This window comes from Eubacterium album (assembly GCF_025336545.1).
Lineage (GTDB): Bacteria > Bacillota > Clostridia > Lachnospirales > Lachnospiraceae > Eubacterium_U > Eubacterium_U album.
On the sequence record NZ_JAODBU010000007.1, the window covers coordinates 161,748 to 176,869 of the forward strand.

Sequence of the window (15,122 nt, forward strand, 5' to 3'; positions counted from 1 at the left end):
ATATGTAGTATAATATTCATATGGAATAACGGAAAATTAATATTCAATTTAGAAAAATTATAATAATGACTATAGATTGATTATAAATGCGAGATAATAATGACTGGAGGACATATGAAGAAAACGGTTTTAGTTGTTGAAGACCAGGAAATGAACAGAGAAATTCTTAAAGCCTTATTAGAAGACAGATATACTGTTATTGGGGCTGAGAATGGTCTTGAGGCATTAGAAATTTTAAAAACAGACAGTGAACGTATTTCTGCAATTTTATTAGACATTGTAATGCCGGTTATGGACGGATATGGATTTCTTGAAGAATTTAAGAAAGAACCGGAATATAATAAAATACCTGTAATTGTAACAACAGATAAAGATGCGGATGAAACGGAAGAGAAGGCCTTGGCTTTAGGCGCTAATGATTTTGTAAATAAGCCATATAATATCAAAGTATTGCTTAGAAGAATCGATAATCTTATCGATATGAAAGAATCTATTTACAGACTTAGAGATGCTGAAAGAGATTCTTTGACAGGAGCTTATAACAGAAAGGCTTTTTATAGAAAGGCAAAAGAAATAATAAAAAGTAATCCGGAAGAAAAATATCAAATTATTGCGTCAGATATAGAAAAATTTAAATATTTTAATGATGCATTTGGATGGAAAGAGGGAGACAGCCTTTTAAAATTTTATACTGAGATGCTAAATGGAATATTTGAAAATAAGGATGTGTTGTTTGCCCGTGCCCATTCAGATATTTTTTACTTTTTATCTAAGGAATCCGATAATATAATTAATACTTTAATATATGCTACGAAGATGGTATATCATAGATTTTATGAAGCAAAAATAAGTTTTAAATTTGGTGTATACAATATTGAAGATAAGAGCATCATTATAAATTCTATGTGCGATAATGCTATTGCAGCATGTAATCAGGCTAAACTCACATATGATCATGATGTGTACATATATGACGATGCATTAATGAGTAAAAATCAGCAGAATATTCAGATTACAAAAACTATGAAACAATCTCTTATGAATGAGGATTTCAAGGTGTATTATCAGCCTAAATATGATATTCAGACTAATAAGATGATTGGAGCAGAGGCACTTATAAGATGGCAACATCCGGAATTAGGATTTATTTCGCCGGGTGAATTTATTCCGATATTTGAAGAAAATGGATTTATTACTGAACTCGATATATATATATGGGAGCATGTATGTGGATTCATTGAGAAAATGAAGAATGAACACAATAAGATTCTTCCGGTATCTGTCAATGTATCAAGAAAAGATATTTACAAAGAAGGACTTCCGGAGATTCTTAAAAGTATGGTTGAAAGACATAATCTATCACCTACATACTTACACTTAGAAATTACAGAATCAGCATATATGGAAAATACTGAAAATATTTTAGAAGTAGTCAGAAGATTAAAAGAATATGGATTTATTATAGAGATGGATGACTTTGGAAGTGGATATTCATCATTGAATATTTTAGCTGAACTTCCAATAGATATAATTAAGCTTGATATGAAATTCATTCAGAATGAACAGAAAAATAAGAATAGCCATAATATTATCAGTTCAATAGTAAATCTGGCAAAATGGATGAATCTTATAATTGTAGTTGAAGGTGCAGAGATAGAAGAACATATTCAGTATTTGAGAAGATTAAAATGTAATTTTGTACAGGGATATTATTTCTCAAGACCGATACCTGAACAGGAATTTAAAAATAAATTATTAAGTGAAGATATAATTCCAATTTTTAATTTAGAGAGTTATAAAGAGTACAAGAAATTATCAATAGATGACCAGAACGGCGAGACAGAAGTGATAGTCCTTGTGGATGAATTACAAAGAAACCGTGAAATGTTTAGAAACTATCTGGATACGGAATATAGATTTGTAGAGTTTGACAATGAAGAAGAAGCTTATCAATTTATAAAGAAGAATTATTACAACATTATTTTAACAGTTGTAGATACTAATATAAATGAAGAAGATAAGTTTCATTTACTTTACGAAATGAAAAAGAACGATAAATTAGATGAGATTCCGGTATTATATACAACAGGTGACAATGAAAATGTATATAAAGATATTGCATTTAAAAACGGTGCAGATGGTATGCTGTTTAAACCATATGACAAATATGAATTAAACAATACGGTTGAAAGATTATTTGAAGAGCATCGTAAAAAGGTAATTCAGAAATTACGAGTTGTTGAAGGTCAGGTTAAACTTGATACAATGACAGGACTTCTTAACAGAAAAGAGTTTGAAAGACAGGTAAGATTGTTCTTGAGCAGTTCAGGAAAAGAAGCTATATTCCTTATGATTGATATTGATAATTTTAAGGGAGTAAATGATAGTCTTGGACACATTATGGGTGATCAGGCAATAATTAATGTGGCCAATATTCTTGACAGTGCTTTTTCAGAAGAAAATTTATCGTGTAGATTTGGTGGAGACGAATTTGCTGTATTTATAAAGCGTGGAATGACAATAGATGAACTTAATAACGAAATGGAAATATTGAGAAATAAACTACGTATTAATGTGGGAGAAATGAAGATTTCATGTTCAATGGGTGTTGCAATGTTTCCGGCTCATGCGACAGAATATAAAGAACTTTACAGATGTGCTGACATGGCACTTATTCAGGCTAAGAAATTAGGAAAGAATCAGTTCCAGATATATACAGGTAATGAAGAAATGTCAATGCCTATAGATGTTAGAAACATGGGATGGCTTATTGAAGAATCACATGAAATTATATTTATATGCAATGAAAAAACAAAAGAATTATTGTATATGAATCGTGCAGCAAAGGAAGAATTAACTTCTGATAAAACAAAAGAACTTATTGGATTAAAATGTCATGAGACAATATGGGATTCGAATGCACCATGTGAACATTGTGATAAATTCTGTAATGAACTTATTAAAGAAGTTGACGTTAAGAATGAGGATACAGGTAAGACATATAATATTAGAATAAGAAAAGTACCTTGGAATTCAGGGTATGCGCTTATACATTTTGCAGAAGATATTACAAAGAAAATACAGGATGATAATATTATTAATGGAATGCTTGATAATATTAGATTTGGACTGGAAGAAGAAAAATACATATATTGGCACGTATCAATGGATACCAATATTTGCGATTTAGGAACAAAGACAAAAGAAACATTTAATGTAGAAGCGGATAATGTTGATTATATAGAATTTATTAAGGGAAATGTAATCGTAAATGAAGACGTTGATAAATTTATTGAATTCTATAAACAAACAAAATTACAGAAAACAAATAAAAAAATTCAGATAAATTGTTTTGACAAGGATGGAAAAGTAAGAAAAGCTTTATTAAGTCATATTGTTTTATACACACCAACTGAAAAAAACAATGGAGTAATTGGATTGCTTAATTATATTGATTAAATGAAGTTGCAAAGATTATAATTTTATGCAGATAATTAAAGTTTTGCAAGTGTTTAGTTAATATTTAACAGGCAGTAAATATTACAAGAAAATCTGAATCTGTAAATACTTTAAATAATCTGAATTTTGACACCTACATTTATATATTGTATAATGTGTGTGTTTGCAGCTATAAGGAGCCGTAAGGCTCCTTATGTTATATATCGGGGAAGAGAAAATGATATATAAAGACTATATGTGAGTATGTAGTTGGTGCATACAAAGGCTTCTATAGTTTATATAAGTCAAAGAGGTATCACTTTTATATAAGAGAATTTCAATGAACAAAGGATTATGGGTATCCTTAATTAACCCAAATATAAAAAGGAGGAAATAAATGTTCGGATTAAAAAAAGATAAAAAACCGGAAGCACAAGTGTTTGTTGACTATGAACATTGGTATTATGCATACAGAAATAAGTTTCAGATGAAGCCTAATATTGAAGAGTGGATTGAAGAACTAAAACAGGAATATAATATTACAAGATTGTATGTTTTTGGGGATTTTTCAAAATATAATATAGGAAATGATTTAGAAAGATTAAAAGGAATTACTAAGAATATTATACATACAGCCAGCGATAAAGAAGGCGTTGATAAAGATTTTACGGATGTGATTATTTTAGATGCGATTTATAGAAGTGCTGCAAAAAAGGACAAAACTAAAGTATATGTTTTATTTACAGGGGATGCGCATTTTACTAAAGTTGCAGAATACTTAAAGGAAATAGGCAAAAAAGTTATTATTTATGGGGTTAAATATTCATTTAGCAATAAACTTAAATCAGTCGCAACAAGTTATGTCGAGATGCCAAGACAGTCACAGGAAAAACATCATTATAATGAACTTATTCTAAATAGTTTATATAAACAGAAACAGAAAAATCGTTCAGTTGTTACATATTGGAAGACCATTCAGTGTGTAGCGGATTATAATAAAGTTCCGAAAGATAAAGTAAAGGTTGCTGTTGACGGATTAATAAAACAGAAGTATTTATATCAGGAAGAGAAGAAATTTAAGAGGGGAAAAGTTGTTTCTGTATTGAAAGCAGATTGGAATAAGATTTCAAATGATGGTATTTGGGAGAAGGAATAAAAATTCCGTTTATCTAAAAGCAAATTCCACAGCACGATGGAAGAGTGAAATTTAAAATTTTAATTTTGGAAGGAATAAAAATATTAAAAAACAGTTGATTTTTTTGCTACAAAAAGTTAGTATAGAAAAAGATTAATTATTTATAAGACGTTGAGAGGAAGAAGTAACTTAATTGTACTTGCAAGAGAGTAATCGGTTGGTGTGAGATTATGAAGTAGATTTTGTGAAATACATCCTGGAGTTACAACCTGAAAAGAAATGAGTAGGGAATGTCGGGAGCGCCCGTTATAGCGCAAGAGTGTGTTTGCACTCGTAGAGGAAGATTTCGTGAGAAATTTTTATTTAGAGGTGGTACCGCAGTTAATGCCCTCTGTATCGTAAGATGCAGAGGTTTTTTTTATGTATGGCAAGGTCATATTTATGAATCTAAGCTTAAAAAATGCAATTTTAATTTTCGCAGATAATAGAAAATTGCATATCGGTATCAAAAATTTAATAAGTATCCTAATAACTTGAAACACTTATAAAGAAATTTAATGAATTTTAATTTAAGAAAGGAAAAAAAGATGACAATTTATGATGAATTAGTAGCACGTGGTCTTATAGCCCAGGTTACAGATGAAGAAGAAATTAAAGAATTAATTAACACAGGAAAAGCAACATTTTATATTGGATTTGATCCTACAGCAGATTCACTTCATGTAGGTCATTTTATGGCTTTATGTCTTATGAAGAGATTACAGATGGCAGGCAACAGACCTGTTGTATTGCTTGGTGGTGGAACAGGATACATAGGTGATCCTTCAGGACGTAACGATTTACGTCAGATGCTTACACCTGAAACAATTGAACATAACTGCGAATGTTTTAAGAAGCAGATGGAAAGATTTATTGATTTTGGAGAAGGTGGAGCTATTGCAGTAAACAATGCTGATTGGTTATTAAAACTTAACTACATTGATGTATTACGTGAAGTAGGACCATGTTTCTCAGTTAACAATATGCTTCGTGCAGAATGCTACAAGCAGAGAATGGAAAAAGGTTTAACATTCCTTGAATTTAACTATATGATTATGCAGTCATATGACTTTTATCATTTATTTAAAGAATATGGATGTAACATGCAGTTTGGTGGAGATGATCAGTGGTCAAATATGTTGGGTGGTACAGAATTAATCCGTCGTAAACTTGGAAAAGATGCTTATGCCATGACAATTACACTTCTTATGAATTCAGAAGGAAAGAAAATGGGTAAGACAGCTAACGGAGCAGTATGGCTTGACGCTAATAAAACATCTCCATTTGAATTTTACCAGTACTGGAGAAATGTAGGAGATAAAGACGTATTAAAATGTATCCGTATGTTAACATTCCTTCCACTTGAAGAAATTGATAAGATGGATGAATGGGAAGGAAGCCAGTTAAATAAAGCAAAAGAAATTCTTGCATTCGAACTTACAAAGATGGTTCATGGTGAAGAAGAAGCAAAGAAAGCTGAAGAAGCATCAAAGGCATTATTTGCAGGTGGTGGAGATGATTCAAATATGCCAACATCTACAATTACACCGGATCAGTTAACAGATGGTGGAATTGGAATCATGGATTTAATGGTAACTTGTGGATTAGCAGGAACAAAGAGTGAAGCAAGAAGACTTGTACAGCAGGGTGGCGTATCTGTTAATGATGAGAAAGTTACAGATATAGGTTTTGTTGTTACAGAATCAATGTTAAAAGACGGAGCTAAGATTAAAAAGGGTAAGAAGAAATTCCATAAGGCAATTATGGACTAAGCTTTAATTCAGAATCGATAATACAAAAAGTAGAACACTTATTACATTCTAAGTAATTATGGTAAGAAATTTTCATAGAATGTAATAAGTGTTTTTTTAGGTATGTTTATGAGTGAAAAAATAGAAAATTTATTGAATGTTGCCTTGGAAGCTAATATTCAGGAATTAGATAAATGCCGGGAACTATCAGCAGGTTTTAATCCAATAGATAACTCCTGGGATTTGATTATAAGGTTCACGGGAACTCCGGATTTTTTAGAAAAATATAATGGAATACAATATGAAATATTGTCAAATAATTTTGCAATATTATCTGTGCCAAAAGAAACTATTGATAAACTTGCTGAGGATGACAGTGTTATTTATATTGAAAAAGCAAAACCGTTATATTTTGCAGTTATAAATAACAGAAGTGAAGCATGTGTTACAAATGCACAGAATCAGTTTGGTATATATGGAGAAGGGGTAATTATTGCGGTAATAGACAGTGGAATAGATTATGCAAATTCAGCATTTATAGATGAATTTGGGAAAACTAGAATTATTGAGATTTGGGATCAGACAATAGGGAATGGTGAAAATACATACGGTTTTAACAGAGGAACATTTTATACGGATAGTCAGATAAATGCAGCAATAAATGCGCCGGATTTTAGAGAAAGATATGAAATTGTACCATCAAGAGATTATTCAGGACATGGAACTCATGTAGCAGGTATTGCTGCAGGAAATTTTGCAAACGATAAAAGAAATAATATCGGAATAGCAACTAAAAGCAAATTGTTAATTGTTAAATTGGCGACACCGAGAGAAAATTCGTTTCCGACAACAATAGAACTTATGGAAGCAATTGATTATGTAACAAGGAAAGCAGAAGAGCTGCAAATGCCGATTGTTATAAATTTAAGTTTTGGAAATAACTATGGTTCTCATGATGGAACATCATTGCTTGAAACATATATTAACGAGATATCTGCAAAGGAAAGAATATCCGTTGTAATAGGTTCAGGAAACGAAGGAAATGCGGGGGGACATACAAGTGGAAAAATCGATACAGGTGAAACAGAAAATATAGAATTTGCAGTATCAAATTATCAAAATTCCCTTAATTTGCAAATATGGAAGTCTTATGCAGATATATTTGAAATAGAATTAATTTCACCAACAGGCGAAAGTACCGGAATTTTTACTGATGCAAATGAAGTTATGAAATATAATATCTCTTCAGATAGAACAAGGTTGATGGTATATTATGGAACACCTAAACCTTATAGCATATATCAGGAGGTATATGTTCAATTCGTGCCTGAAGATATGTATATTCAGTCAGGTATTTGGACTGTGAGGATAACATCGGTTAAATCAGTGTTAGGAGCGTATAATATGTGGTTGCCTGTTGAGGCTTCATTAGGTACAAATACAAGGTTTTTAAATCCTATACCTGACACTACGTTGACAATTCCATCAACTGCTTCTAAAGCAATTACTGTAGGAGCGTATGATAGTAACAGGCAGACATATGCAGACTTTTCAGGAAGAGGATTTACAAGAGAAACAAATCAAATTAAACCGGATATTGTAGCACCGGGAGTAGATATAATATCGGCGGCAGTTGGCGGAGGACTTTCATCAAAAAGTGGAACATCAATGGCAACGCCATTTGTTTCAGGAGCAGCAGCGTTGCTTATGGAATGGGGAATAATTAATGGAAATGACAAGTATTTATATGGAGAAAAACTTAAGGCTTATCTGATAAGAGGAGCAAGAAAAATAGATGGATTTAAAAAATGGCCAAATCCTATGATGGGATGGGGAGCATTATGTATTAGAAATAGTATACCGAGATGATATTTGAAATTTGTACTATAGGACTATAGACTTTATGGACAAATAATGGTATAGTTGTCTAGTTACCCGTTTGAAGTTGTTTATTTTATAAAGTAAATTGCGTGGTATACAACATATGCCAATTAATTAGTGGTATATATTTTGATATTTGAATTTGATAATACGTTAGTTTGTAGTTATATATACATTTGGAGGAATAATGATGAAGAAGACAGGAATTTTAACTGACAGTCATAGCGGAATAACACAGGAAGAAGCTAAAAAACTTGGGATATATGTGTTGCCAATGCCATTTTACATTAATGATCAATGTCATTACGAAGGTAAAGATATAAGTAGAGAAGAATTTATAGAATTGCTTAAAAATGATGAGAATGTAAGTACATCACAGCCATCACCTGAGGCAGTTATGAACTTATGGGATGAAATTTTAAAAGAATACGAAGAATTAGTTTATATACCAATAAGCAGTGGACTTAGTGGCTCATGTTCAACAGCAATGGCTATGGCACAGAATGATGATTATGATGGTAAAGTTTTTGTAGTTGATAACGGAAGAGTTTCAACGCCTATGAAACAGTCTGTTTTAGATGCAATCGAGTTGTTAAATGAAGGTTGTAGTGCGAAGGAAATAAAGAACAGACTTGAAGATGCAAAAGGAAAAATGGGAATTTTTGTTGCTGTAGATGATTTGAAATATTTAAAGAAAGGTGGAAGAATTTCATCTAGTGTAGCACTTGTAGGTGGAATGCTTAAAGTTAAGCCAATTTTAAAATTTGATATTGGTACACTTGATTCTTTTAAAAATTGTAGAGGATTGATAAAGGCAAAAACAGTAATGATAGAGGAAGTGAAAAGAATAGTTACAACAGACTATGCAGAAGACTTTGAAAAAGGAAATGTACATATTTTAGCAGCATCAAGTGCTGATGAAGAAGAAACAAAGAAGTGGGTTAATGAAATACAGGAAGCTTTCCCTGGAATAAAAGTGTTATGGGATTATTTACCAATGGGAATAACATGTCATATTGGACCGGGAGGACTTGGAATAGGATATTCTGTAAGACCATAAAGATGTAAATATTTATTATTATGAAGATATTGTATTAAAAGTAAAATTTTCTTAACACGTTTTAGTACAATTTTATACATAGATAGTTGAAAGAGATAGCAAAATTATGATATAATTTGCATATAATATATGTGGAGGTGATTATAATGTTATCTATACAGGAATCAATAAGACCATCTGCTGATTTAAGAAATCATTATAATGAAATATCTAAGCAGTGTAAGGAAAATAAAGAAGCAGTAATTATTACAGTAAATGGTAGAGGAGATACAGTTTCTCTATCATATGAAGAATATAAAAATATGAAAGCACGAATAGAGTTGTTAGAAGTGCTAGCTGAAGCAGAGGATGATGTGAAAAATGGTAGGGTTGCCCCGATAAGTGATACATTTGATGATTTACGTAAAATGTTTCAGGAGGGGTAAGTGATGAAATATGAGGTGATAAGAACTGATACAGCTGATGCAGGAATTAGAAAAATAATACTATATATTGCTCAGAATTTTGGAAATACGGTTGCACTTGAAAAACTAGATGATATTGAAAAGAGAATTCTTCAGTTAGGTGAAGATCCATATATTGGAACAAATCCAAGATATTCTATACTTAGGCGACAGGGCTATAAAGTACTTATTTTAGAAAAAAATTTAGTTTTTTATAAAATTGATGAAGTAAACAAGCAGGTAGTTGTATATGCAGTTATAGATCAACGACAGGATTATTTGAATATTATACAAGGTTTATAAATTAATAAAAAGTTTTAAATTGAATAAAAATGTTAAAGGGAATCCTTCTTAACGAGTATGTTAAGGAGGATTTCCTGTATTTAGAGAATGTTTTTATGTCAGATTTATAGTAAAGAAAAATTGTTTATAGGTCAGGTTTATATTGTAGAAAATTTAAAATAGTTTCAGGTGTGACAGGATGATTGTAAGAGTTAATTTACTAATCACATTCCGTGTTACATATGTGAATGTGTAAAAAGCATGAATGATATAAAAAATATAGTCAAAAATAAGTAAAAAGGAGATATAAAATGAAAGATAAAATTTTTGGCGTATTACAGCGAGTAGGAAGATCATTTATGCTTCCAATAGCAATTCTACCGGTTGCAGGTTTATTGCTTGGACTTGGTAGTTCATTTACGAATGAAACAATGTTAAAGACATACGGACTTTGGAATGTAATGGGACCGGGAACATTATTTAATGCTATATTTCAGGTTATGAGTGATGCAGGGAATATAGTATTTGCTAATCTACCTATTATATTTGCAATGGGCGTTGCCATTGGTATGGCTAAGAAAGAAAAAGAAGTTGCAGCACTGTCGGCAGCAATAGCATTTTTTATAATGCATGCATCAATTGGCGCAATGATAACAATTAACGGCGGAGCAGAAAAAATGTTAGAAGGTGCTACAGCTGATGTTGTGGGCATAACTTCTCTTCAGATGGGAGTTTTTGGCGGTATTATTGTAGGATTAGGAGTTGCAGCATTGCATAATAAATTTTACAAAATACAGTTGCCACAGGTGCTATCGTTTTTTGGAGGAACAAGATTTGTCCCTATTATATGTTCTTTGGTATATACGTTAGTAGGTATTTTAATGTTCTTTATATGGCCTGTAATTCAAAGTGGTATATATTCCGTTGGTGATTTAGTACTTAATTCAGGATATGCAGGAACCTGGGTGTATGGATTTATGGAAAGATTATTGATTCCATTTGGTCTTCATCATGTATTTTATCTTCCGTTCTGGCAGACAGGTGTTGGTGGAACGATGGAAGTTGGAGGACAGCTAATAGAAGGTGCTCAAAATATATTTTTTGCACAGCTTGCTGATCCTACAGTTACTGAATTTTCAGTTTCAGCGACAAGATTTATGTCAGGAAAATTTCCTCTTATGATTTTTGGGCTTCCGGGTGCTGCACTTGCAATGTATAAAACGGCAAAACCAGAGAAAAAGAAAGAAGTTGAAGGACTTTTATTATCAGCTGCGCTTACATCCATGATTACCGGAATTACAGAGCCGTTAGAATTCACATTCCTTTTTGTTGCACCTTTACTTTATGGCATACATTGTGTATTTGCGGGACTTGCATATATGCTTATGCATGTATTTAAAGTTGGTGTAGGGATGACTTTTTCAGGCGGTCTTATTGATATGTTTCTTTTTGGTATAATGCAGGGAAATGCAAAGACAAACTGGATATGGATTGTTATAGTAGGTGTGGTATATTTTATTGTCTATTATCTGTTGTTTAGTTTTTTAATAAATAAACTTGATTTAAAAACACCGGGAAGAGATGATAGTGATGAAGTTAAATTATATAGAAGAAGTGATGTCGAAGCAAAGAAAAAAGGTGAAGCAAAAGCAGATAATGTAAATTCGTCAGATGAATTATCAGAAATGATTTGCAAAGGACTAGGTGGAAAGAAAAATATATCAGATGTAGATTGTTGTGCCACAAGACTTAGATGTACGGTTTATAAAGCAGAATTAGTAAATGATTCATTACTAAAAAATACAGGAGCGTCAGGGGTTGTCCATAAAGGAAATGGTGTGCAGATTATTTATGGACCAAGAGTAACAGTTATTAAATCTAATTTTGAGGATTATCTGGAAACAGCTCCAAATATAGAGTATAATAAAAAAGATAATACCGTTAAAAATGAAGACAAAGAAGATGATATTTTTAATGAAGATAAAGACAAAAAGAAAATAGTTAAATCAATTGTAATTTCAAGTCCTATTACAGGAATATCTGCAAATTTGGATACAGCAACAGATGAAGCATTTGCAAGTAGAATGATGGGAGATGGCGCGATAGTCACTCCGACAGATGAAATTGTTGTGGCACCTGATGATGGAGAAATTATATTTGTATTTGATACTAAACATGCAGTAGGGTTTACAACTAAAGATGGAATAAGTATGATTATTCACATTGGAATTGATACTGTAAAATTAGGCGGACAGGGATTTAGCGTATTAGTAAAAGCAGGTGACAAAATGAAAAAAGGTGATACAATAATGAAACTTGATTTAGAATATTTAAAACAAAATGCACCATCAGTTGCTTCACCTGTTATATGTACTGAATTAGCTGACAATCAGAAAATCAGATTAGTTGCAGAAGGAAAAATAAATGCAGGCGAAGAGTTATTTGCAATTGATTTTTATGAGTAAAATACGAATGTATTAAGATATGTATAGATATGCATATTTACAAAAATACAATTGGAGAATTATATAAATTATGAGAACAATACTTTATGCTTTATTTGGATATATTTCAGGTAGTGTTTTATATGCTAAAAATTTTATGAAATTATTTAATAAAGAAGAATTAATTGAAGAAAGTAAAGATAAGAATCCGGGAACAGCAAATGCATTTATGTACGGAGGAATGACTTGTGGAATCATGACACTTATATGTGAACTTTTAAAGGGAATTGTACCGGTACACATGTATATAAATGGAGCAACACCACAGGAAATGGGAATAATTCCGCTAGCAATTGTTTTAACTATGCCTGTTGTTGGCCATGTGTGTTCTATGTTTGACAATTTCCATGGAGGAAAAGGAATTGCCGTAACATTTGGATGCCTGTTAGGGCTAGCACCTGATATAAAGGCTGTAATTATTTTGGCATTATTTTTTATATTTTACTCACTAATATTTAGAGTAATTCCACATTTTTACAGAACAATAGTTACTTATGTGAGTACATTGGCGGGACTATTCATATTAAATGAAAATCAGGCAGTGAATATTGGATTTTTATTTATTACATTAGTTGTGTTAGTAAGACTACATCAAAGTACAGAAGTTAGAGAAAAGTTAAGGATTAAATTATTATGGATGCGTTAATATTATCATGTGGCACAGGCGGTGGACATAATGCAGCAGGTGCAGCTATAAAAGAAGAACTAATTAAAAGAGGATATAATGTTAAATTTTTCAATCCATATGCTTTAAAAAGTAACAGGCTTGCAAGAGTTATAGACAGGGCATATGTCGGACTTGTACAGAAAGCTCCAAATGTATTTGGAGTTGTGTATAAAATTGGAAATGCTTACAGAAAACTTCCTTTTCATTCTCCGGTCTATTATGCAAATGGAAGAATTGCAGCAATAATAGAAGATTATATTCAAAAAAACAAATGCGACATAATAATTATGCCACATTTGTTCCCGGCAGAAATCATAACTCAAATGAAAAGAAAAGGATATGAACTTCCACCTACAGTTTTTGTTGGAACTGATTATACATGTATTCCGTTTACAGAGGAAACAGAATGTGATTATTATGTTATTCCTGCCAAGGATTTGGAAAAAGAATATATTAAGCGTGGGATAAAAAAAGAAAAATTAAGAACTTTTGGAATTCCGGTTAGAGAGGTATTTGATCATAGCATTAATATGGATGAGGCTAAACTAGAACTTGGACTTAGTGTTAGTAACAGATATATTTTGGTATCAGGCGGAAGCATTGGTGCGGGAAATGTTGAAAAAGTTGTAAAGAATTTATCCGATTATTATGATGGAACAAATGTAAAACTAATAATAATTTGTGGAAATAACAAAAAACTTTTGAATAAACTTAAGGACAAATATAGTGAGAAATGTATTTTAATAGGTCATACGAACGATATTGCAAAATACATGATGGCAAGTAATTTAATTATCGGAAAACCCGGTGGGTTGTCTTCTACCGAGGCAGCAGTTGTAGGAAAGCCTTTTATCCATATTACACCTATTCCGGGGTGCGAAACTTACAACATGAGATATTTTTACAGCAAAGGAATGAGTATTCCGGTTAAAAGAATTACAGAAAAATTTGGAAAGATATGTGATAAAACAATGGAAGAAGACAATAAAAAGAAAATGATTTGTCAGCAGAAAAATAATATTTCAGCTAATGCAAGAATTCTTATTGGTGATATGGCTGATGAATTGTGTAAAACTAAATTGTAATTTGTAGTAAGTTTGTTTGATATCATATCGTATATTTTGCCAATATAATCATAAAAGTCAATGATATTTGAAAAAATCAAATATTGTTGGCTTTTTTTAAGTTCATTTAAGGTTGGCATTTTATTATATGACCATAAGATGAAACTCAGTTAGATAAGTGAAATGAAGTGTAAGATATGAGACATAAATTTTTAGTAGGAATTATGGCAGTAACAATGGTAGGTGCATCTCTTAGTGGGTGTGTAGGCAGTTCAGGAAAACAATCAAATGAAGAAAAGACTGTTTATGGACAGGTAAGCAAGGTATATGATGATGAAATAACTATAAAGCTTTGAACCTTAAATGTATAGCGAATTATATTATAAAAATTTACTTCAAATAAAAAACGGAATTGGAAAAATCCAACTCTGTTTTTATTTGATTAAACAACATTCTTGATTTTAGACCATTTGCCATAAATCTTTTTACCATTTACAGTAGTTCCGTCATCTGATAAAACAATAGAAGTTTCAGTCCCAGTAGTATCAGCATAAACTGATTTTAGATTAATACATCCAATTCCCAAAGAAACTATATTTAATGATAATATTGTTGATAAAATTAATTTGTCTGATTGTTTCATATAACAAATCCTCCTTTTAATATTTTAATTGTTGTACATATAATAGAATGCGAAACTAAAATGAACTTTAAATGGCAGTCGGTGTTGAAAAATAATCTAAATTTAATTAAAATTTATTGTGTAATAACAGATAAAAAATAAAATGAGTAAGGTTAATTTTTTATAATAAATATTTTAGGTGGTTAATCCAATTAAAAAAGAAAATACATATTAGA

Annotated in this window: 12 protein-coding genes and 1 other annotated feature; of the genes, 11 read left to right on the plus strand and 1 reads right to left on the minus strand. The window is 31.2% G+C overall.

From position 1 onward, the window contains the following. Positions 1-114 precede the first annotated feature (114 nt). The 11 genes from N5B56_RS08330 (at position 115) to N5B56_RS08380 (ending at position 14,620) form a co-directional block, all read left to right on the plus strand. Positions 115-3,459 (plus strand): EAL domain-containing protein, encoded by a 3,345-nt coding sequence (locus N5B56_RS08330; protein WP_260978720.1) that lies wholly within the window; start codon positions 115-117, stop codon positions 3,457-3,459. Positions 3,460-3,835: 376 nt separating this feature from the next. Beyond that, a complete protein-coding gene (locus tag N5B56_RS08335) occupies positions 3,836-4,594 on the plus strand; it encodes an NYN domain-containing protein (RefSeq protein ID WP_118565450.1) in 759 nt (252 codons plus the stop codon). 141 nt (positions 4,595-4,735) lie between these two features. After that, positions 4,736-4,968: a binding site (T-box leader), on the plus strand. A 192-nt stretch (positions 4,969-5,160) separates the two neighbouring features. Further along, on the plus strand, positions 5,161-6,384 hold the full coding sequence (gene tyrS, locus N5B56_RS08340) for a tyrosine--tRNA ligase (RefSeq protein ID WP_260978721.1): 1,224 nt from the start codon (positions 5,161-5,163) through the stop codon (positions 6,382-6,384). 108 nt (positions 6,385-6,492) lie between these two features. Further along, positions 6,493-8,232, plus strand: a complete 1,740-nt coding sequence (locus N5B56_RS08345) for a S8 family peptidase (protein ID WP_260978722.1) — start codon at positions 6,493-6,495, stop codon at positions 8,230-8,232. A 199-nt stretch (positions 8,233-8,431) separates the two neighbouring features. Beyond that, positions 8,432-9,304, plus strand: coding sequence for a DegV family protein (locus tag N5B56_RS08350; RefSeq protein WP_336306287.1), 873 nt, complete (start codon positions 8,432-8,434; stop codon positions 9,302-9,304). Between the two features lie 146 nt (positions 9,305-9,450). Continuing rightward, a complete protein-coding gene (locus N5B56_RS08355; RefSeq protein ID WP_022087889.1) occupies positions 9,451-9,729 on the plus strand; it encodes a type II toxin-antitoxin system Phd/YefM family antitoxin in 279 nt (92 codons plus the stop codon). Between the two features lie 3 nt (positions 9,730-9,732). Next, positions 9,733-10,050 (plus strand): type II toxin-antitoxin system RelE/ParE family toxin, encoded by a 318-nt coding sequence (locus tag N5B56_RS08360; RefSeq protein ID WP_022087890.1) that lies wholly within the window; start codon positions 9,733-9,735, stop codon positions 10,048-10,050. A gap of 290 nt (positions 10,051-10,340) precedes the next feature. After that, complete coding sequence (locus N5B56_RS08365) at positions 10,341-12,494, plus strand: PTS sugar transporter subunit IIABC (protein WP_260978723.1); 2,154 nt, start codon at positions 10,341-10,343, stop codon at positions 12,492-12,494. 70 nt (positions 12,495-12,564) lie between these two features. After that, complete coding sequence (locus tag N5B56_RS08370) at positions 12,565-13,179, plus strand: glycerol-3-phosphate acyltransferase (RefSeq protein ID WP_118565446.1); 615 nt, start codon at positions 12,565-12,567, stop codon at positions 13,177-13,179. Continuing rightward, entirely contained in the window at positions 13,167-14,285 is a 1,119-nt protein-coding gene (locus N5B56_RS08375; RefSeq protein WP_022087893.1) for an MGDG synthase family glycosyltransferase, read from the plus strand. The genes N5B56_RS08370 and N5B56_RS08375 overlap by 13 nt, the downstream gene beginning before the upstream one ends. 176 nt (positions 14,286-14,461) lie before the next feature. Further along, positions 14,462-14,620 carry a hypothetical protein gene (locus tag N5B56_RS08380; RefSeq protein WP_260978724.1) on the plus strand — a complete coding sequence of 53 codons (159 nt, stop codon included), beginning with the start codon at positions 14,462-14,464 and terminating at the stop codon, positions 14,618-14,620. A gap of 86 nt (positions 14,621-14,706) precedes the next feature. On the opposite strand, the gene N5B56_RS08385 is transcribed toward N5B56_RS08380, so the two are convergent. After that, positions 14,707-14,907: a hypothetical protein gene (locus N5B56_RS08385; protein ID WP_022087895.1), complete on the minus strand. Its 201-nt coding sequence runs from the start codon at positions 14,905-14,907 to the stop codon at positions 14,707-14,709. Between the last annotated feature and the right edge of the window lie 215 nt (positions 14,908-15,122).